Consider the following 19,384-nt stretch of genomic DNA (forward strand, 5'->3'; position numbering starts at 1 on the left):
TCAACGGGAGGAAAACCTTTGTCACTGAAACTGCGTCGCATCATGTCGGCGATCGCCGCGGGGGGACTCGTCGTCCTGGCGATGGCGAGTCCGGTGGCCGCATTCGCGCCGCCGTACATCGACGAACCCACCGGTCCGTACCCACTGCCGGTGGACGCCGACGTGCCCAAGCGCGGCTGCACCACGACGCTGTCCGACCCCAAGAACGCGAGCGGGAGCACCCAGGCCGTCCAGGTGATCTACGCCTGGCACGACGGCGGCGGGAACAACTACGAGACCCACGTCGAGCAGATCGCCAAGCTGGTCGACCGGATGGACCTGGAGCTGGACGAGTCCACCAACTACGACCAGCACCTGAAGCTGAGCTGCCGCACCGGCTACGACACCAGCACCTACTCCGGTTACGCCCGCGCGCTGGTGATACCGGAGAAGATCGAGGCCGGCGTGATCGGCGGCGAGACCACGATCGACAAGATCACCGATGATCTCGGCGCGGCGGGGTACGACAACGCCAACCGCAAGTACCTGGTGTTCGAGGACTTCAACGGGACCGCGACCGCCTGGTGCACGACGACCTGCGCGGCGACCGCCGACGAATGGTCCAGCGCCACCCAGCTGCACGAACTGATCCACCTCGGCGCGGACGGTTTCTACGTGGACCATCCCAAGGTCACCGAGGCCGTCGACCACCTCAGCTATCCCGACGTCATGTCCAACCCGAGATACGACTGGCAGCTGGACCATGACTTCAACAACTACTACGACCCGAGCGAGACCACGGCGACCTTCTACACCGGCAACGAGGCCGGTGACACCCGCAAGGTGAACGTCGCGGCCTGGCCCTACTTCACCACCCCCACCTGCTGCGACATCGGCTACAGCAACGACCTGCTGACCGCGCAGGAACGCACCGTCGAGGCCGACGCGCCGTACGCCGCCCCGACCGGGTTCAGCGTCTCGGGCGGCGGCTGGATCCAGGTGACCCCGCCCGGCCCGACGTCACAGATCTCGGCCAAGCACTACGACGGCCGCCGGTCGCTCACCATGAACGTGCAGTCGCACGCCGTCGGCGTCGTATCGGTAACCCGCAAACCCGCGGTGACCGCCGGCCAGCCCTACAAGTTCTTCGCCAAGATGACCACCGCCACCTCCGGCAACGTGAAACTGCGCCTGTCGTGGTACAACTCGTCCAATACCCTGATCTCCACCAGTGACAGTTCGACCATCGCGCTGACCAGCACCTGGACGGAATACCGGCACAGGGCGACCGCCCCGGCCGGAGCGGCCAGCGTCCAGATCTCGGTGGTCAGCCCCGCCGGCCAGACCTTCGCCTACCAGCTCGACGCCCTCCAGCTCAACCACTGCAACAACGGCAAGACCACCGACGGCTGCCGCCTGGACACCTGGCAGTGACCTCCAGGTGACGAACTGACCCAGCGCCTCCCGGCGGTGACCCGGTACACCGGAGCCCGCCGGGAGGCGCTACGTCGACCCTTGTCGCGACCGACGAAGTTTCCCCGACACCCGGTTCTCGGCCGCCACCCCTCCATGTGGAACAGCGCTCATGATCCGGAGACGTTCGACTCCGGGGACCGGGGATCGAAGCGCCGGAGTTCATGGGGCCACGGCTTGTAAGCGGGCTGACCAACTTCAACGTGCCCCACGACGATTCCTCTCCAAAGGTCCTCGCGCAGGGGACCCGCCGGTTTCCGGATCAGGCGTCCCGACATCGGCGCCGGCATCGGCCCCCACGCTTCTCACTCCGGCTTTCCCCGGTTCTCTCCCGCCTTCGCCCTGCCCGGCCTCGGGGAGGGGGTGGGCGCCCACATCGACGCCGGGCAGGGCCGAGCAGGGCAGGACCGGGTAAGGCCGAGGCCGGCGGGCCGGGGCCGGGGCCGGGGCCGGGGCGGGGGCGCGGGCGCGGGCCGGAAAATGCGATGGGAAACGGTCGGTGCCCGGTGATAGAAAACAGGTTCGCCCCCCATCCTCGATCTGCTCGGGAGCGAGCTTGTGGTCACCAGCAGTTCGGAGTTCTCCGTATCCGGCCGCCCGTACGACAGGCGGGGTCCGGTGCGCTGGCTCTGGTCCCATCTTCGCCGCCATCCGCTCCAGCTGACCGGCTTCCTCGGCGCATCGCTGATCATGGTCGTGCTCAACGCCATGGTCCCCGGGCTCACCGGCGCGGCCTTCGACGCCGTGCTGGGTGAGGACGGCGGCGGAGCGCGGGCACTGGGCGCGATCTCGCTGGGACTGCTCGCGATCGTGCTGGCGCGCGGCGCCTTCGACCTCGTGGCGCGGCTGGGCAGCGAGGTCCTGGCCAAGCGGCTGGAGCGGGACGCCAGGGACGAGCTCTACGTCAGCCTGCTCGGCAAGAGCCAGACCTTCCACAACAGGCAGCGGGTCGGCGACCTGATGGCGCGGGCGGCCAACGACATCCGGCAGCTCTCCACCATGATCAGTCCGGGCGTCGACCTGATCGTCGACTCCGGCCTGAGCGGCCTCGTGCCCCTGGTCTTCATCGCCACGATCGATCCGCGGCTGCTGCTGGTGCCCGGTGTCTTCGCGGTCGCCTTCGTGGTCGCGCTCCGGCACTACATGAGACGGCTCAACCCGGTGGCGACCCGCATGCGGGAGCAGTTCGGCGATCTCAACGCCGGGCTGAACGAGGCCGTACGCGGCATCGAGGTCATCAAGGTGACCGCTCAGGAGGAGCAGGAGCGGCGGCGGTTCCGGAAACGGGCGCGGCGCTATCGCGACTCCTTCGTCCACAACGGCCTGGTCCAGGCCCGCTACCTGCCGACCCTGCTCTTCGCCTTCGCGATGGCCGGCTCGCTCTGGCACGGCCTCCACCTGCACGCCGCCGGCGCCGTCACGATCGGCGAGCTGGTCGCCTTCATGGGCCTGGTGGCCATGCTGGGATTCCCGACCAGCATGTCGATCTTCACCTTCTCGCTGGCCCAGATCGGCATCGTGTCCTCCCGCCGGATCCTGAGCATCATGAACACCGAGACCGAGCTCGGGCAGCGCGCCGACGGCCACGCCGCGCCGATCGGCGGGGCGATCGTCTTCGAGAACGTGACGTTCGGCTACGGCGAGGACGACCCGGTGCTGCGCGATGTGACGTTCACCGTGCGGCCGGGCGAGACCGTGGCGATCGTCGGCGAGACCGGCTCGGGCAAGAGCACCCTGGCGAAGCTGGTCCCCCGGATCTACGACGTCACCGCGGGCCGGATCCTGGTCGACGGTGTGGACGTCCGCGAGTGGGACCTCGACTCGCTGCGCTCCCAGATCTCCACCATCGAGCAGGACATCGTGCTGTTCTCCCGGTCGGTGGCCGAGAACATCGCCTTCGGGCTGGGCCAGCGGGTGGAGCGGGACGCCGTCGTCCGGGCGGCCGAGGAGGCCCAGGCCGCCGAGTTCATCGGCGAGCTCGACGACGGCTACGACACGGTCATCGGTGAGCGCGGCATCACCCTCTCCGGCGGCCAGCGCCAGCGCCTGGCCATCGCCCGGGCCCTGCTGACGGATCCGGCGATCCTCGTGCTCGACGACTCGACGAGTGCGATCGACTCCGCCACCGAAGACAGGATCCAGCAGGCCATCGGCCGCGTTCTCGACGGGCGCACCACCCTGCTGATCACCCACCGGCTCTCCCAGATCCGCTGGGCGGACAAGGTCCTGCTGCTCCGCCGCGGCGAGCTGGTCGACTACGGCACGCACGACGAATTGCTCACCCGGAGTCGTCTCTACCGGCGGATCTTCACCCACTACGACGAGGCCGACGAGGCCGACGGCACCGACGGCACCGTGTCCGGCAACACCACCGACCTGGCCGTGGTCCTCGCGGGCGAGCAGGGAGCGCAGGGCTGATGGGCTTCATCATGGACGGCCTCGACGCCGAGGACTACGACCGCACCTACAGCGATCGCGACCTCCTTCGCCGGATCATGTCCTACTTCCGGCCGAAGCTGGGATCGATGATCCTGGTCGCAGTCATGATCGTGCTGTTCTCACTGAGCCAGGCGGCCATGCCGTTGCTGGTCAGCTGGGGTGTGGACGGGATCGAGGACGGCACGATCGACGAGGTGGGCTGGCAGCTCACCGCCGGCCTGCTGCTCGCCGGGGTGCTCGGCTGGCTGTTCAACTTCGTCCGCCAGTGGCACAGCGCGAAGGTCACCGGCGACGTCGTCCTGCATCTCCGCCAGGACGCGTTCGACGCCGTGCTCGAACGCGACCTGTCGTTCTACGACGAGACCCCGTCAGGAAAGATCGTCAGCCGGGTCACCTCCGACACCGATGACTTCGCCACCGTCTCCACCCTGACGATGGACCTGATCAGCCAGGTGCTGATGGTCGGCTTCGTCACGGTCCTGCTCTTCCTGCGCAGCGTCGAGCTCGCCCTGCTGACCCTGCTCGTGGTGCCGATCGTTATGGGCATCGCCCTACTGTTCCGGCGGGTCGCCCGGAGCAGCACCCGCAGGGCGCAACGCTCGCTGAGCCGGGTGAACGCCACCCTGCAGGAGACCATGGGCGGCATCACCGTCGCCAAGAACTTCCGCCAGGAGCAGCGGGTCTACGACGAGTTCCGCCCCATCAACCGGCAGAGCTACCAGGTGACGCTCAGGCAGGGGTTCGTCTTCTCCGGCATCTTCCCCGTGCTCTTCCTCGTCGCCGGGCTGGCCACGGTCGCGCTCGTCCAGCTGGGCGGCACCACCGTGCTCGGCGGCGGCCTGTCCGGCGGCGACTGGTTCCTCTTCCTGCAGGGCGTCTCGCTCTTCTGGTTCCCGCTCACCTCCATCGCCGCGTTCTGGTCCCAGTTCCAGCAGGGCCTGTCCGCGTCGGAGCGGGTCTTCGCCCTGATCGACGCCCCGCCCCGGGTCGTGCAGACCGATCCCCAGCCGGTCGGCAGGCTGGCGGGCCGCATCGAGTTCCGCGGTGTCACGTTCGGCTACGAAGCCGAAAGCCCCGTGCTGCGTGACTTCGACCTCACCATCGAGGCGGGCGAGAGCGTCGCACTGGTCGGCCACACCGGTGCGGGAAAGTCGACGCTCAGCAAGCTGATCACCCGGTTCTACGAGTTTCAGGACGGCCGGTTGATGATCGACGATCGTGACGTCCGCACGCTGGACCTGGCCGGATACCGGCGGCAGATCGGCGCGGTGCCGCAGGTTCCGTTCCTGTTCAGCGGCACCGTCGCCGACAACATCCGCTACCCGAGGCCGGAGGCGGGCGACGAGGAGGTGCTCGCCGCGGCCGCGTCGGTCGGCGGGGGCGACTGGATCGACGCCCTGCCCGACGGCCTGCGGACCGACGTCGGCGAGCACGGCCGCGCCCTGTCCATGGGCCAGCGCCAGCTCGTCGCGCTGGCCCGCCTGCTCATCCAGAATCCGGCGATCGTGGTCCTGGACGAGGCCACCGCCAGCGTCGACCCGCTGACCGAGGCCCAGATCCAGGAGGGTCTGGACCGGGTGCTGGCGGACCGCACCTCCATCGTCATCGCGCACCGGCTGTCCACGATCGAGCACGTCGACCGCATCATCGTGCTCGATCACGGCCGGATCGTCGAGGAGGGTGACCACACCACGCTGCTGGCTCGCGGTGGTCACTACTGCCAGGTCTACAACACCTACTTCCGGCACCAGTCTCCCAACTACCGGCCCGGTTCCGGGTTCGTCTCCGTCGCGGGCTCCGCGTGATCGAGGCCGCTCGGCATCCTCTTCGGCACGGTGGACCTGATGTGGGACCGGCCGGCGGCGGAGGCCCGCACCTGGGTCGAGACGCTGCTCGGCCAGGACGACCGGCGATGTACACCACGATCCGCCCGGTGAGCGCCCTGTACCCCGGGGGCACTCCGTCCGGCCAGGCCGTGCTCCGGCGGGCGGCGGGGACGCTGACCGGCGGGCGGGGACGCTAGCCGGCGGGCTCGGCGATCAGCGCCGTGCCGACGCGGCGGAAACCGAGCCTGGCGTAGATCCGGGCGACATCCTCGTCTCCCGCCGACAGGAAGACGGTCTTGACCCCCCGGGAGCGGGCGTCGGCGATCAACACCGCGGTGACCGCGAGCGCGAGGCCGCGACGGCGGGCGGCGGGCAGCGTGCCGATCCCGACGATCTCGCTCACCTCCCCGACCTGGTTGTGCTGGCCCGCGCACAGCGCCGTACCGCCCTCGACAGCCGCGGCGATCACCGTCAGCCCCGCCCGGACCCGGGCGGCGCCGCTTTCCAGGGAGCCGTCACCGGTGCGGGCGAGGACCGCCTCCGCCAGGTCCGCCGTGTCCGCCGCGCCGACGCGCGTGCCGGGCTCGGCGAAGGCGAGGTGGGGGACCACCAGCGCGGAGGGCAGCACCGGGTCGTCCGCCCCCAGGACCCGCACCGCCAGGTGCCCGGGCGCTCCTTCCGGCGCGACCGGCGCGACGTCCGTTCCGAGCACCATCAGCGGGTGCTCGTGAACCGTGAGCCCCGCCTCCTCGACCGCGGCGCGAAAGGCAGGCGTGGTCTCGGCCACCCACTCGAAACTTTCCGGGATCCCGAGCTCGCGCTGCCGGTCGCGGACCCGGGCCACGTCGTCGGCCCGCACCGGGCCGGACCACCCGGAAGCCGGGCGGGCGTAGAAGGGCCACCCCACGCCCTCCCGTACGAACAGGGTGAGCGGCCCGTGGTCCTCGACCCTGGCCTCGCGTCGCGGAACCGCGTCGTAGTAGTGCTCGATCAGGTCCAGCAGGGCCCGGGAGCCTTCGGTGGCAGTCATGTCCCGCATCCAAACAGCGACTCATGGACCGACGCCACTGCATTACGTGCCGGTCACGGCTGCCGCTGCGAGGGCGGCGGAGCCTTCAGGCTCGCTCACCAAGCCCGTAAATATCCCCTGAACATGCATTGAAAACGCCTAAATACCTATTATCGGTTCATGCAGCGGAAAGAGCCCTTTCCGCATCAATGGTCACGATCGAGGCACATCCCCGCGAGCATCCCGCCATCGGGAAACCAGCCCATGCTTACGACAGAAGCATCTTTGTCACCTTATTATTGGTGATTTATATCTTTCGCAGGCCGCATAGCGAGCGATGATGTTGCGATGAGTGGCAACAAGAAATGAACAACGGCGATGAGAACAGCGGCGACGTACGGCGGCGACCACTCCTGTTCGTCAGCTCGCAGTCCCCTCCGGGACCGCTACGTGACCTCAGAGACCTGCTGCACGAGCTGTACCTGGAAGCCGGCGCCCCCACTCTCGACGACATCGCCGAGGGAGTCTCCGGCGACATCCCCGGCCCCGGCGCCCCCGGACGCGACACCGTCCGCCGGATACTGGCCTCGGCGGAGACGCCTCCCAGCCAGGCCGACCTGACGGCGGTCATCACCGTCCTGGCCCGCCTGGCCCGGCGTGATCCCGCCGACGCCGCCGACCGGGGTCGCGAGATCTGGCGGAGGGCCCGCCTGGGTTCGCCGGCCGGACTGCCGATCCGCTCGCTGGCCGACCCGTTCTCGCTGGGGGTGCACCGGGCGATCGAGGCGGGCGCGCAGGCCGCCGGAATGGCCGGCCTGCCCGCCTACGTCCCGCGCCCCCATGACGACCACCTGGCCGCCGTCGTACGTCGGGCGACGGCCGGACGCAGCGCGGTCGCGATGCTGGTCGGCGACTCGTCGACCGGCAAGACCCGGGCCTGCTGGGAGGCCGTGCGACTGCTGCCCGGCGGATGGCGGCTGTGGTGCCCGGCCGATCCCGGCCGTCCCGAGACGACCGCCCTCGCCCTGAGCTCCCTCGCGCCGCGGACCGTCGTGTGGCTCGACGAGTCGCAGTCCTACCTGCTCACCCCGGCCGGCGGCATGGGTGAGCGCGTCGCCGCCGGGCTGCGGGCACTGGTGAGCGACCCGGAGCGCGGCCCGGTGCTGGTCCTGGGCACCCTCTGGCCCGAATACTGGGCCGCCCTCACCGCGGCTCCCGCAGCGAGCGGCGGCACCGACCCCCGTACCCAGGCGCGGGCGCTGGTGACCGGCGCGGCCATCCACGTCCCCGGCCGTTTCACCGGCCCCTCCCTGGAGGCGGTACGCGGCGCGGCGGGCGGCGATCCGCGCCTGGAGCGCGCGTACGCCGGGGCCCGCGACGGCCGGATCACCCAGTACCTGACCGGCGTGCCCGGCATGGTGGAGCGCTACCGCAACGCGCCCGCCCCGGCCAAGGCCGTGATCGAGGCCGCGATGGACGCCCGGCGCACGGGGCACGGTCCCGCCCTTCCGCACGCCCTCCTGAAGACCGCCGCGTTCGACTACCTGACCGACCACGAGTACGGCTCCCTGCCCCGGGACTGGTTCGAACGGGCCCTGGCCTACGCCTGCGGTGCCCACGGCCCCCTCACGCGCGTCCGCCCCCGCCACGACGAGCCGTCCGCGCACCCTCGCTACCGGCTGGCGGGCTACCTGGAACAGCTCGGTCGCGCCGAGCGCCGTACGCGTCCCGCTCCCGCGGCCCTGTGGGACGCGCTGGCCTCCCACGCCGACCCCGAGGACCTGCCGCGCCTCGCCGCCCAGGCCCGGGCCCGCGGTCTCTACCACCACGCCCTCCTGCTGTACGGGGCCGCCGCCACGGCCGGCGACCCCGACGCCCCGAGGCAGGCGATCGCCCTGCTCGGGGAGACGGGACGTACCGAGGAGGCGCTCACCTGGCTGCGGATCCACGGCGGGCCGGACACCGCCCGGGCCATCGGCCGGCGCGCCGCCGTCCTCCACAGGGCCGGACACCGCGAGAGGGCGATCGCCGCCTATCTGCGCGCCGCGGAGGCGGGAGACGCCGATGCCCCGAGGGAGGCGATCGCCCTGCTCGTGGACGGGGGAAGGGTCAAGGAGGCGCTCACCTGGCTGTGGGCCCACGACTGGTTCGGCGACGCCGGCCTTCCCGTCTGGACCGCGGCGCTCCTCGACAGGGCGGGACACCACGAGGAGGCCCTCACCGCCTACATGCGCGCCGCGAGGACCGGGAACGTCGACGCCCCGGAGTGGCTGGCGTCCCTGCTGTACAGGACCGGCCGCAGGGAGGAGGCGATCGCCGCCTGCCGTCGCGCCGCGAGAACCGGCGACGGCCACGTCCTCAAGCAGGCCGTCGCCCTGCTGCGGGAGATGGGACGGACCGAGGAGGCGATCACCTGGCTGCGGATCCGCGCCGAGACGGGTGACACCGGTGCCCTGTGGGAGGCGGTCGAGCTGCTGCGGGAGTCGGAACGGGCCGAAGAGGCGATCACCTGGCTGCGACCCCGCGCGGAGAAGGGTGACCACCGCGCGATCTCGAAGACCGTCGAGCTGCTCCAGTACACGGGACGGACCGAGGAGGCGATCACCTGGCTGAGCGCCCGTGCCGAGACCGGCGACACCTACGCCTACTGGCGATCGATCGGCCTCCTCCGGCGGACGGGACAGATCGAGGAGGCGATCACCCGGCTGAGGGCCCGTGCCGAGACCGGCGACCGACTGGCGCTCGAGGAGGCGGTCGAGCTGCTGCGGGAGTCGAACCGGTCCTGGGAGGCGATCACCTGGCTGTACTCCCGCGCGGAGACCGGCGACCGCCCCGCCCTCGATCTGCTGCCGCACCTTCTGGAGAGGGCGGGGCGGACCACGGAGGCGATCGCCGCCCACCGGCGCGCCGCCGAGGCGGGAAACGCCGGTTCGCACTGGTCGATGGCCGCCCTGCTGCACCGGAAGGGCCACCTGGAGGAGGCCCTGGCCGCGTACCGGCGTGCCGCCGAGACCGGGCACACCGGCGAGGGCTGGCGGATGGTCGAGCTGCTCCAGGAGACGGGCCGTACGGAGGAGGCCCTCGCCGCCTACCGGCACGCCGCCGACGCCGGGAACGCCGACGCCGGCTGGCGGATGGTCGAGCTGCTCCAGCGGGCGGGCCGTACCGAGGAGGCGATCACCTGGCTGCGGGCCCGCGCCGAGACCGGCGACACCGACGCCCTGTGGAAGGCGGTCGAGCTGCTCCAGGAGACCGGACGGGCCGAGGAGGCGATCACCTGGCTGCGGGCCCGCGCCGAGACCGGCGACGTCGGCGCCCTCGGGCGGTTCACCGCCCTGCTGTACCAGCTGGGCCGTTCTGCGGAGGCGGTCACCTGGCTCCGGGCCCGTGCCGAGACCGGCGACACCGACGCCCTGGACCACGCGGTCGACCTGATGTACGAGACGGGCCGGGCGGAGGAGGCCCTCACCTGGCTGAGCGCCCGTACCGAAGCGGGCGACGTCGACGCCCTGACCTGGACCGCCGTCCTGCTGCGCGAGACCGGCCACCCGGACAGGGCGGTCCTCGCCCACCTGCGCGCCGCCGAGCTGGGCCTCCCCGGTGCCCTGCGACAGGCGATCGGCCTGCTGAGACGGCTGGGCCGCGTCGGCGAGGCCGAACGGCTCCGGCGGTACGGGATCACTCCCGGCACGACGTGATCCCCGCGTCGAACCGGGCCGCCGGGGTGCGTGCGTGGCGAGGCAGGCGGCAGACCGGTCAGGAATCGAGAAGCGCGCACCCCCACACCGCACCTAGCGTTACCTGCATGAATATCACCATTCACGCGAGTTTCCTGCCGCACGACGACCCGGACGCGTCCCTGGCCTTCTACCGCGACGTTCTTGGTTTCGAGGTGCGCAACGACGTCGGATACGACGGGATGCGCTGGATCACGGTCGGCCCCGCCGACCAGCCGGGCATCTCCGTCGTCCTGCAGCCGCCGGTCGCCGACCCCGGCGTCACGGACGACGAGCGCCGTACCATCGCCGAGATGATGGCCAAGGGCACCTACGCCGGCATCCTCCTGGCCACCGACGACCTCGACGGCACCTTCGAGCGGGTGGAGGCCGGCGGCGCGGAGGTGGTCCAGGAGCCGGTCGAGCAGCCGTACGGGATTCGCGACTGCGCCTTCCGCGACCCCGCGGGCAACATGATCCGCATCCAGGAGCTGCGCTGAGCCGAATCCCGTGGCCCTTCTGACGGCCGCCGGAGGCCGGATCACCGTCATCGCGGCGGAGGCACCCGGGGGCGGGTGTTCCGGCTACTTCATCGGCCCGCCCCCCTGCAGTCAGCGCGATTGCCACGGCAACCACCGAAAGGAGCGTTACATCAATGAGCGCCGCATCGAAAACCGACGACAACGAGCAGGACGCGCCCGCAGAGGAGGGATTCTCCGATGTGGAGCGTGCCGCCATCAAGGAGCGCGCGGCGGAGCTGAAGAGCGATGCTCGCCGCGGCCGGGGCACGGGCAGGGCGGCGGCCGATGAGCGAGCCGTGCTCGCGAAGATCGCCGAGATGGCGCCGCCGGACCGCGCGCTGGCCGAGCGTGTGCACGCCGTCGTCACGGCCGCCGCCCCGGAGTTGGCGCCGAAGCTGTGGTACGGCCAGCCCGCCTACGCCAGGGCGGGGAAGGTGGTGTGCTTCTTCCGCAGCGGGCAGGCGGACAAGGAACGCTACTCCTCGCTGGGGTTCACCGTGGAGGCGAACCTCGATGACGACGATGGCATGTGGCCGACGGCTTACGCCCTGACGACGTTGAGCGAAGCCGGCGAGGCGGCGCTCACGAAGCTCGTCAAGAAGGCCGTGAGCTGAGGTCCACGTATCGGGCGAGCACCCCTGTCGCCTCGCGCGGTACGTCTCCGACGGCACGGCGGTCCCGGGCCGGGGAAGGGACGGGACCGCCGTGACCGCTCAGAAGCGGCCGGTGACGGCCGGAGGGAAGGCGGGTGCCCACCGCTGGAGGAGGGCGGTCATCTCGGCTTCGCGCATCTGTCCTTTGAGGCCCTCGACCGTACGGTCACAGATGAGCGGTGGTTCTGGGGTGGGCCAGGTGGCGATGGCGTGGAAGAACCGGCTGCCGGTTCCGTGGAGGACGGACCAGCCGGGCCAGGTGATCTCCAGCGTCGCGGCCTCGGCACGGGCTTCGTGGTCCCAGGTGTAGTGGGGCGCGGGGGCCGCGGCCTGGCCGTCGCGGTGGCGTCCGCGAGGGAGAGAGGGCCGTCGCCGGATCATGAGATCACCTGCCCGGTGGCCTGCTCCCGCGTCTGCCCGGCGGCGGTCCCCGTGACAGCGGTCCCTGTGACAGGCGAGGCCGCTGAATAAGATCACGCGAGTGTCCACGATGTCCAGATGTTCCAGCTCGGGTCCGGCACCGTCGAACAGGACGGTGCCGACCCGAGCAAGCGGATGACGTGCGGCCTCAGATGATCGACCAGGCCGGTCCGCAGCGCCTGCCGACGCCGCCCTGACTCCCCGTCAGCCGTCGCCCTCGCCGAAGGGGTTCTGGCCGCCACGACCGTTGCCGTTGCCGCGACCGCCGGGCCTGTCGAAACCGCCGGAGTCGTCGGGGCCGTTGAGCTCGATGGAGTCCCCGTCGTCGTCCGACGGGGGCGGCGCGGGCTGGCAGCTCTGGCCGCAACCGCCGAACCGCTCCGTGTTGATCGGGGTGAACGACGTCGGCTCGACGTTCTTCAGCGCCGCCAGCATCGTGTCCTTCCAGATCGGACCCGGGATGCTGGCGCCGAAGACCGAGCCGTAGTAGCGTCCGCCGATCGTGACGCCGTTCAGCTTGTAGTCCTGCGAGCCGCGCGGGTCGCCGATGCTGACCGCGCCGGCCAGGTCCGGGGTGAACCCGGCGAACCACGCGGTGGCGGAGCTGTCGGTGGTGCCGGTCTTGCCCGCCGCGTCGCGGCCGATGCCGCCGACGGCCCGCATCGTGCCCTTGGTGAACACACCGGACAGCACGTCGGCCGCCGCGTCGGCGACCTCGGGGTCGAGCGCCTGGCGGCACTTGGGCTTGTAATCGGTGGCCTTGCCGTTCCTGTCGGTGATCCGGGTGATCGCCATCGGCGAGCAGTACTTGCCGCGCGCGCCGATCGCGGCGTACGCGTTGGCCACGGTCACCGGGTCCATCTCGTTGGTGCCGAGCGTGAACGTCGAGAACTCCAGGAGGTCGAGCCCGTCGGAGCGGTGGATGCCCAGCGATTTGGCGGTCTTGATCGTCTCGCAGAGGCCGACGCGCTGCTCCAGCGCCATGAAGAACGTGTTCACCGAATCCCAGGTGCCGGTCTGCAGGCTCTTCCAGCCGGGGTTGCCCTCGTCGTTGGTGACGGTGTGCGACGGGTCGCCGATGTTCTCGCCCTTGCAGTTCTGGAACGCCGAGTAACCCGAGGCGCGGAAACCGGCCCCGGCCGACAATCCGTCGTTCACCTTCATGCCCTGCTTCAGCGCGGTGAGCAGGGTGAACGTCTTGAAGGTCGAGCCGGCCTGCAGGCCGACGCCGCCGCCGTGCGCGGCGTCCGCGACGAGGTTGTAGGAGATCTCGTTCCTGGCCTTGCTCCGGCCGTACGGGCGGCTGGCCGCCATGGCCTTGATCGCTCCGGTACCCGGCTGGACCAGGGCCTCGGCCGCCACCGGCTTGTCGGAGGGGTGGACCCACTTCCTGATCGCCCTGTCCGCCGCCGCCTGCATGGTCGGGTTGATCGTGGTCCTGATCGTCAGGCCGCCGCGGTTGAGGAAGTCCTCGCGGGCCTTGGCCGTCTTGCCGAAGTCGGGGTTGCGCAGGATCTCGTTGCGGACGTAGATGCAGAAGTACGGGTAGTCACTGGACTCGCAGCCACCGGGAAACTTCGTCCCCTTGTAGCCGAGCTTGGTGGCCTTCGCCTGAGCTGCCTCGGCCGGGGTGATCTTGCCGAGTTCGGCCATCCGGTCCAGCACGACGTTGCGCCGGTGCAGCAACCGCTCGCGCTGCTTCCTGCCCAGGTTGGGGTCGGTGGCGTTGGGGTCCTGCACGGCGCCCGCCAGCGTCGCCGCCTGCGGCAGGGTGAGCTCGCCGGCCCCGACACCGAAGAACCGCTTGGCCGCCGCCTCCACACCGTAGGCGCTCGCGCCGAAGTAGGCGATGTTCAGGTACTTGCCCAGGATCTCGTCCTTGGTGTACTTCTCCTCCACCGCCATCGCGTGACGCAGCTCGTTGAGCTTGCGCGCGTAGCTGGCCTCCAGCGCCTTGCTCTTCTCCTCGTCGGTGTCGGCGGAGTTGAGCAGGACCTGCTTGACGTACTGCTGGGTGATGCTCGATCCGCCCTGGCTCACCCCGCCCGCGTGCAGGTTCTTGGCGAACGCGCGGATCGTGCCCTCAAGGTCGATCGCGCCGTGCTGGTAGAACCGGTAGTCCTCGATCGAGATGATCGCCGTCTTCATGACCTCGGCGATCTGGTCGAGGTTGACGACCTCGCGGTACTCCTCGTAGAACCGCGCGATCTCCTTGCCCCTGGCGTCCTGCACGATCGAGACCTCCGCGGGCGGAGGTTCGACGAGGTCCTCGGGTTTGAGATTCAGCTCGTTGGTCGCCGACACGAAGCCGAGACCCACGCCTCCCACGGCCGGCAACGCGATTCCCGCGACCAGCAGACCCGCGGCCGCTCCGATGGCGGCGAGCCGCCCGATCTTGGACGCGACCCCCGACTGTCCTTCACCCCGTTCAGCCATAAGCCATAGATTATGGGGTTTTCAAGGTGCTCCTCGCACGCGTTGCGCGATGCGCGGTCATCTTCCGGGGCGGCTCAGAGGCCCCGGCGGCCGCATCTCCCCCGCGGAGCACCGGCCCGCCACGTCGCCATCGGCTGTCGGGCCCGACCTCGTCGGAGATCCCCGCGTCGGCCGGGCTCGGACGACGGCCGAAGGATCTGCAGCTCCTTCGGCTCATCCGGCGAGGATCAGCTCAGCCGGGCGTGCGCGTACGCGGTCATGGCGTCGCTCATGTACGCGGCCAGGCCCTCGGCGATCCGCTCGTGGTTCGCCCTGAACTGTTCGTCGTCGGCCTGCATCCGGCCCAGGTGCGCGTACTCCGCCGCGGTCGGCGTCCAGAACCGGGCCATGTGCCGGTAGTGGACGTCGAGCTCGGCGAGAACCACGGGGTCGTCGGCGGGCGTGCCGGCGGCCATGAGCTCGGCCATCCGGATCATTCCCGCCGTGGCCTCCCGCCCCATGCGGTCGAGCTCCTGCGGAGTCACGGTGTCCAGGAGCTCCTGCTGCCCGGACCGTTCCCAGTGCTCCGGCCACCGCTCGCGGGCCTGCGCGCCGTACCGCGCCCCGTCGAATCCCTCGAACAGATTCTCCGGCCTGCTGATTTTGGACATCTCACCCTTCCCTTCGCTCTTCTGGAGTTCGGTGATGGTGCGAGCCACCACGCGGGCCACCGCGTCCAGCCGGTCACGCTCTCCCAGCAGCCGCCGATGGTGCTCGCGCAGTGCCGCCACCGGGTCGGTGTGCCGGTCGACGATCTTCTTGATCTCGGCGAGGCCGAGGTCGAGCTCCCGCAGTACCAGGATCTGCTGCAGTCGCAGCAGCTGGTCCTCCTCGTAGTGGCGGTAGCCGTTCCCGCCGACCCAGGCGGGTGCCAGCAGCCCGATCTCGCCGTAGTGGCGCAGGGTCCTCGACGTCACTCCCGACATCCGCGCCACCTGTGCGATCGACCACGCCATGGCCTGCCACCCGTTCCCACCGTCACCGAGCCGGATCTTCCGGCTCGTCCATGACGCTAGATGTTGACGCAGCGGCAAAGTCAAGCCGGGAGCGGCAGGTCGGACGACGTGCGAACGCCATACCCGAGCCGGTGGGCTCGTGTCCTGGCCGGGTGGCGGGGAGGGCTCACTCGCCGGGCGGGAAGTCAGCGGAGCGGCTCACCTCCGCCCACCGCGCGGCCTCGGCGGCGCGGGCGCGGGACGACTTCTCGGCCAGGTCCACCGCGTCCGATCCGAGCAGCAGACGCAGTGGCGGCTCGTCGAGGTCAACGGTGTCGAGAATGATGCGCGCCGCTCGCACCGGGTCGCCCGGTGCCATCCGGTCGAAGCCCGCGCGCCGCCGGTTCATCGCGCCGACGGTCTCCTCGTAGTCCGGTCCCACGGCCGGGATGCGCATGGACGACCCGGCCCAGTCGGTGCGGAACCCCCCGGGCTCGATGATGGTGACCTTGACGCCCAGCGGCTTCACCTCGTTGTTGAGCACCTCCGAGAAGCCCTCGACCGCGAACTTCGCGGACTGGTAGGCGGCCAGGCCGGGGGACCCGCCCACGCGCCCGCCGATGGAGGAGAACTGCAGGATGTGCCCGGAACGCTGGGCGCGCAGCACCGGCAGGGCGGCCTTCGTGACATTGACGACGCCGAAGAAGTTGGCCTCGACCTGCGCGCGGAAGTCCTCGTCCGGGGTCTCCTCGATCGGGGAGGAGTTGGCGTAGCCGGCGTTGTTCACCACCACGTCGAGCCCGCCGAACTCGTCGACGGCCAGCCGTACGGCGGCGCGTGCGGCCCCGGCGTCGGTGACGTCGAGGGCGAACGTACGCACGTGGTCGCCGTACTTCCGCACGAGGTCGTCGAGCTGTTCCGGCCGGCGGGCGGTGGCGACCACCCGGTTTCCGCGCTCGAGTGCGGCCACCGCGAGTTCACGTCCGAAACCGCGTGAACTTCCGGTGATGAGCCAGGTCCTGATCACTGTGCCTCCTTCAGGCAGGGTGTCATCTATATGTCACACCAGTGTGACACTAAAATGAGTTTGTGCCTCACACTTGTGTATGTCAAGTAGACAGATGTCACACCTCAGTACACTGGCGGGATCATGAGAGCTGATGCCGCCCGCAATCTCGCCGCGGTCCTGCATACGGGTGCCCGCCTGCTGGCCGAGGACCCGTCGACCAGCATCGGCACGATCGCCGCCGAGGCCGGAGTCGACCGGCGGACCGTCTACCGGCGCTTTCCCACCAAGGAGGCCCTGCTCGCGGCCATCTTCCAGGCGAAACTCGACTCCTCCGAGCGGGTGCTGGACCAGGCCCGGCTCGTCGAGGCCCAGGTGGCGGTGGCGCTGCACCGGTACGTGGAGGGCATAGTCCCGGTCAGCCGGGAGTGGCCGGTGGACGTGCGCCGGATGATGCGCGCGAATCCGGCCGCGAGTGCCCGCAGGGAGGAACAGAGCGCGCGGCTCGACAGGTTCGTCCAGCGGGCGGCCGACGAAGGCCTGCTACGCGCCGACGTGCCCGCCGACTGGGCCCGCGCCATGCTGGATCACCTCGTCGACACCGCCGCTCACCGGTTCCCCCTGCTCGAACCCCCTCAGGCCACCGATCTCGTCGTCGACACGCTGCTCAACGGCGTCGGACGGCGATAGCCGCGGATCTTTCGTGCTCCGGCGGAACAGCCGGGTGGTCGCGCTTCACGGGCACTTCACCGCCGGCCCCGGTCGAACCGTGAACCGCGGTGACAGCCTGGACCGGACGCCCCCTGACCCGACTTCACGCGGCGGGGTTCGATACCTCTCCCGGCCCGCTGATGATGTCCGGACCTACACGGATGCGGGCTTGAGCTCCGTCAAGCCGTAGCCGAGCTGGCTGTACAGCTCCAACTGGTCGTAGTATTCCCGGTGCGTTTTTATCTTGTCATTCTCGACGAAAGTCGAGCATGTGGAGCGGACAGTGATGCGACGACCGGTTCCTTCTATTTCGCGCCCATCCGGCAGGAGATAAGGTCCAGAATGCGTCCCGGTAACCGTCCATTCCGTGACAGCCGGGTTGTCGTGTTCATCGATCTCGAACCACGCCGCCAGATGCAGGTCCGGGAAGCCGACGAACAACTGCTCGTAGAGCCAGGCGATCTGTTCCCGGCCTTCCATCACGCCCGATGGTGCGACATAGACGGCGTCCGGAGCGTAGCAGTCGAGCACCTCTTGCAGGTCGTGAGCGTTGATCGCCTCACACAATCGGTGCTTGAGGTCCCAAAAAGTGGACATGGTCGCGCCTCACCGGCGTTGGGGCCGCCCAACGCCCCTGAATGAATCGAGATGAAAATGCCTCAGCGCCTATTCGGTGAATTAAGCCTCATAGAATTCAACTATTAACCCTTTATGATATCCACCGAGGGGTCAGCCGCCGATCAAGTCGGCACCATACCCATGTCAAGGAACACGTCCCGGCCCACACCGACGGCAACAAGGGCAAAGGCGCTTGCCGCAGGGGCGACGGCGCCTGTGAGATCGAACGCCACGATGCCGGTTTCCCACAGAGCGTGTAAGCCTCGGTGATGCCCCTGCAACGTCTGACACGACGTTCGGCGAGGCTTCCGTCGCATCGCCGTCTGATACAGCCGGACACGTGTGATGATGCGGTGCGGCTCGGCCGCGTCTGCGACGACGACGTACTCGGTGACGCCCAAGATCCCGTCCTTGCCGAGCGGAACCCCGCGCCGCTGCGGCCACTGGACGGAGGCGGTGCGACCGGAGACATCACCTCTCGTCTCGTTGATCTCAACGGATAGTGCGACAACCGCTGAAAACAACGTCGGGCTGATCTGAGCACCGGCCAGGGGTTCCGCGACCCCTTCGGAGAAATAGCAAGGCCATCCCTCCTCTTCGGGTTCACTCAAGGGGCTGCCCCTGCCGCTCTCGGCGATCGAGAACATCGGCGAGGGTGGCGACGGGCAAAGTGCCCTCCAGCGCGGCCTTACGGATCTGGTCGGCTTCGGGATCCTTGTCGAGCATCGCCTCACACCATCAACGGCACAGGATCACCTCCGCCTGATCCAGAGGTGCTGTGCCCGACTCCCGGTAGAACTCCATCCGCCGACCACCTTGACCAAGCAGGAACAGCTCGCCCTGGTTTACGGCGCTGATGGGTATGCGCTGATGGCGGCCGTGTATGCGCCGTTCTCCCCGGCGTGGCTGCGGCACCTGCCCGCCGTCGGCGCATTGCGGGTCATGCTGATGCCGAGTTAACCAGCAGGGCCCGGCGATGGCCTTGACGAGGTGGCCGGTTTTGCCGGGGCTGCAACATGGGTTTCCGGAGAATGCGTCGGCGTTTGAGCTGGGCGTTCACACGTTCTCCGGGTCCGCGGAGTGTGGCGTGTGAGCGGTTGGCTCATTTCTGCTGTTCGAATTTGTTCCTTTCCTTGCTCTTGTACGGGGTGATCACCGTCCGGGCGCCCGCACCTTGATAGGCCTTGTCGACCGGAGTGGGGATCCCGTGCGCGTCCAACGCGTGCGTGATGCCCCGGATCCGGGCGGCGGTGCTTGGCAAAGCAGTAAGGGCGGCCGGCCCGCATTCGATCGGTGCGGATGAGTAGACCAAGACCAGTAGCGCCTGCCACCCAGGATTGAGCAGCCGCCATGGCGACCCGATCGCTTTGCGCCGCCGGCGGATCAGCCCGGCCACGTAGTTCAGCGTTGAACGCGGCAAATCCACGGCGGCACGGTAGAAAAGCACTCGAAGCTCCTGGTCCCGACGGCCTGGTTGTGGTGATCAACCCGTCTACCAGGAGCTTTCTACATTCGCCAGGCGAACACCGAGTCCGCGGTCACCCCGTGATCAGCAGACCGTTACAGGAGGATGAAAATCGTTCAATGCGCAGCTGAAGAGTCG

At 69.6% G+C, this 19,384-nt stretch carries 16 protein-coding genes and 1 pseudogene; 8 read left to right on the top strand and 9 right to left on the bottom strand.

Going from position 1 to position 19,384, the window contains the following annotated elements:
* Nucleotides 1-18: 18 nt before the first annotated feature.
* The 3 genes from ACVCAG_RS25555 (at nt 19) to ACVCAG_RS25565 (ending at nt 5,696) form a co-directional block, all read left to right on the top strand.
* The gene (locus tag ACVCAG_RS25555; RefSeq protein ID WP_447190395.1) at nt 19-1,413 is read left to right on the top strand and encodes a hypothetical protein; all 1,395 of its coding nucleotides are present in this window, start codon (nt 19-21) and stop codon (nt 1,411-1,413) included.
* A gap of 597 nt (nt 1,414-2,010) precedes the next feature.
* A complete protein-coding gene (locus ACVCAG_RS25560) occupies nt 2,011-3,870 on the top strand; it encodes an ATP-binding cassette domain-containing protein (RefSeq protein WP_440086754.1) in 1,860 nt (619 codons plus the stop codon).
* Nucleotides 3,870-5,696 carry an ABC transporter transmembrane domain-containing protein gene (locus ACVCAG_RS25565; protein WP_440086755.1) on the top strand — a complete coding sequence of 609 codons (1,827 nt, stop codon included), beginning with the start codon at nt 3,870-3,872 and terminating at the stop codon, nt 5,694-5,696. Before ACVCAG_RS25560 ends, ACVCAG_RS25565 begins: the two co-directional genes overlap by 1 nt.
* Nucleotides 5,697-5,910: 214 nt before the next feature.
* Here the strand turns inward: ACVCAG_RS25565 and ACVCAG_RS25570 are convergent, their stop codons facing one another.
* On the bottom strand, nt 5,911-6,747 hold the full coding sequence (locus tag ACVCAG_RS25570) for a GNAT family N-acetyltransferase (RefSeq protein WP_447190396.1): 837 nt from the start codon (nt 6,745-6,747) through the stop codon (nt 5,911-5,913).
* 344 nt (nt 6,748-7,091) lie between these two features.
* Here ACVCAG_RS25570 and ACVCAG_RS25575 point away from each other — a divergent pair, with 344 nt between their 5' ends.
* The 3 genes from ACVCAG_RS25575 (at nt 7,092) to ACVCAG_RS25585 (ending at nt 11,577) form a co-directional block, all read left to right on the top strand.
* Nucleotides 7,092-10,424: a tetratricopeptide repeat protein gene (locus tag ACVCAG_RS25575; RefSeq protein ID WP_447190397.1), complete on the top strand. Its 3,333-nt coding sequence runs from the start codon at nt 7,092-7,094 to the stop codon at nt 10,422-10,424.
* Between the two features lie 107 nt (nt 10,425-10,531).
* Nucleotides 10,532-10,942, top strand: coding sequence for a VOC family protein (locus ACVCAG_RS25580; RefSeq protein WP_440086758.1), 411 nt, complete (start codon nt 10,532-10,534; stop codon nt 10,940-10,942).
* A 155-nt stretch (nt 10,943-11,097) separates the two neighbouring features.
* Complete coding sequence (locus ACVCAG_RS25585; RefSeq protein WP_447190398.1) at nt 11,098-11,577, top strand: DUF1801 domain-containing protein; 480 nt, start codon at nt 11,098-11,100, stop codon at nt 11,575-11,577.
* A 99-nt stretch (nt 11,578-11,676) separates the two neighbouring features.
* On the opposite strand, the gene ACVCAG_RS25590 is transcribed toward ACVCAG_RS25585, so the two are convergent.
* From ACVCAG_RS25590 to ACVCAG_RS25605, 4 genes are all read right to left on the bottom strand, one after another.
* Entirely contained in the window at nt 11,677-11,997 is a 321-nt protein-coding gene (locus tag ACVCAG_RS25590; RefSeq protein WP_447190399.1) for a hypothetical protein, read from the bottom strand.
* A 243-nt stretch (nt 11,998-12,240) separates the two neighbouring features.
* Nucleotides 12,241-14,472 carry a transglycosylase domain-containing protein gene (locus tag ACVCAG_RS25595; RefSeq protein WP_440086761.1) on the bottom strand — a complete coding sequence of 744 codons (2,232 nt, stop codon included), beginning with the start codon at nt 14,470-14,472 and terminating at the stop codon, nt 12,241-12,243.
* A gap of 227 nt (nt 14,473-14,699) precedes the next feature.
* Nucleotides 14,700-15,467, bottom strand: coding sequence for a MerR family transcriptional regulator (locus ACVCAG_RS25600; protein ID WP_447190400.1), 768 nt, complete (start codon nt 15,465-15,467; stop codon nt 14,700-14,702).
* 166 nt (nt 15,468-15,633) lie between these two features.
* Nucleotides 15,634-16,473: an oxidoreductase gene (locus ACVCAG_RS25605; RefSeq protein WP_440086764.1), complete on the bottom strand. Its 840-nt coding sequence runs from the start codon at nt 16,471-16,473 to the stop codon at nt 15,634-15,636.
* 123 nt (nt 16,474-16,596) lie between these two features.
* Here ACVCAG_RS25605 and ACVCAG_RS25610 point away from each other — a divergent pair, with 123 nt between their 5' ends.
* The gene (locus ACVCAG_RS25610; protein ID WP_447190401.1) at nt 16,597-17,142 is read left to right on the top strand and encodes a TetR/AcrR family transcriptional regulator; all 546 of its coding nucleotides are present in this window, start codon (nt 16,597-16,599) and stop codon (nt 17,140-17,142) included.
* A gap of 174 nt (nt 17,143-17,316) precedes the next feature.
* Here the strand turns inward: ACVCAG_RS25610 and ACVCAG_RS25615 are convergent, their stop codons facing one another.
* The 3 genes from ACVCAG_RS25615 to ACVCAG_RS25625 form a co-directional block, all read right to left on the bottom strand.
* Nucleotides 17,317-17,760: an ester cyclase gene (locus tag ACVCAG_RS25615; RefSeq protein WP_440086766.1), complete on the bottom strand. Its 444-nt coding sequence runs from the start codon at nt 17,758-17,760 to the stop codon at nt 17,317-17,319.
* Nucleotides 17,761-17,903: 143 nt separating this feature from the next.
* Nucleotides 17,904-18,392 carry a hypothetical protein gene (locus ACVCAG_RS25620; RefSeq protein ID WP_447190402.1) on the bottom strand — a complete coding sequence of 163 codons (489 nt, stop codon included), beginning with the start codon at nt 18,390-18,392 and terminating at the stop codon, nt 17,904-17,906.
* Nucleotides 18,385-18,507, bottom strand: coding sequence for a hypothetical protein (locus ACVCAG_RS25625; protein ID WP_440086768.1), 123 nt, complete (start codon nt 18,505-18,507; stop codon nt 18,385-18,387). The genes ACVCAG_RS25620 and ACVCAG_RS25625 overlap by 8 nt, the downstream gene beginning before the upstream one ends.
* Before the next feature lie 90 nt (nt 18,508-18,597).
* Between ACVCAG_RS25625 and ACVCAG_RS25630 the strand changes: the two genes are divergently transcribed.
* Nucleotides 18,598-18,741: a hypothetical protein gene (locus ACVCAG_RS25630; RefSeq protein ID WP_440086836.1), complete on the top strand. Its 144-nt coding sequence runs from the start codon at nt 18,598-18,600 to the stop codon at nt 18,739-18,741.
* A 15-nt stretch (nt 18,742-18,756) separates the two neighbouring features.
* On the opposite strand, the pseudogene ACVCAG_RS25635 reads toward ACVCAG_RS25630, so the two are convergent.
* A pseudogene (locus ACVCAG_RS25635) lies at nt 18,757-19,228 on the bottom strand (transposase family protein); the annotation flags it as partial.
* Between the last annotated feature and the right edge of the window lie 156 nt (nt 19,229-19,384).

It is taken from the genome of Streptosporangium sp. G12 (assembly GCF_052983175.1).

What these genes read in the sequence shown, in the direction of transcription:
- ACVCAG_RS25565 (WP_440086755.1), top strand. Translation starts at nt 3,870, where the DNA reads ATGGGCTTCATCATGGACGGCCTCGACGCCGAGGACTACGACCGCACC.
- ACVCAG_RS25610 (WP_447190401.1), top strand. Translation starts at nt 16,597, where the DNA reads ATGAGAGCTGATGCCGCCCGCAATCTCGCCGCGGTCCTGCATACGGGT.
- ACVCAG_RS25590 (WP_447190399.1), bottom strand. Translation starts at nt 11,997, where the DNA reads ATGATCCGGCGACGGCCCTCTCTCCCTCGCGGACGCCACCGCGACGGC.
- ACVCAG_RS25625 (WP_440086768.1), bottom strand. Translation starts at nt 18,507, where the DNA reads ATGCTCGACAAGGATCCCGAAGCCGACCAGATCCGTAAGGCCGCGCTG.
- ACVCAG_RS25580 (WP_440086758.1), top strand. Translation starts at nt 10,532, where the DNA reads ATGAATATCACCATTCACGCGAGTTTCCTGCCGCACGACGACCCGGAC.
- ACVCAG_RS25575 (WP_447190397.1), top strand. Translation starts at nt 7,092, where the DNA reads ATGAACAACGGCGATGAGAACAGCGGCGACGTACGGCGGCGACCACTC.
- ACVCAG_RS25600 (WP_447190400.1), bottom strand. Translation starts at nt 15,467, where the DNA reads ATGGCGTGGTCGATCGCACAGGTGGCGCGGATGTCGGGAGTGACGTCG.
- ACVCAG_RS25615 (WP_440086766.1), bottom strand. Translation starts at nt 17,760, where the DNA reads ATGTCCACTTTTTGGGACCTCAAGCACCGATTGTGTGAGGCGATCAAC.
- ACVCAG_RS25585 (WP_447190398.1), top strand. Translation starts at nt 11,098, where the DNA reads ATGAGCGCCGCATCGAAAACCGACGACAACGAGCAGGACGCGCCCGCA.
- ACVCAG_RS25570 (WP_447190396.1), bottom strand. Translation starts at nt 6,747, where the DNA reads ATGACTGCCACCGAAGGCTCCCGGGCCCTGCTGGACCTGATCGAGCAC.
- ACVCAG_RS25595 (WP_440086761.1), bottom strand. Translation starts at nt 14,472, where the DNA reads ATGGCTGAACGGGGTGAAGGACAGTCGGGGGTCGCGTCCAAGATCGGG.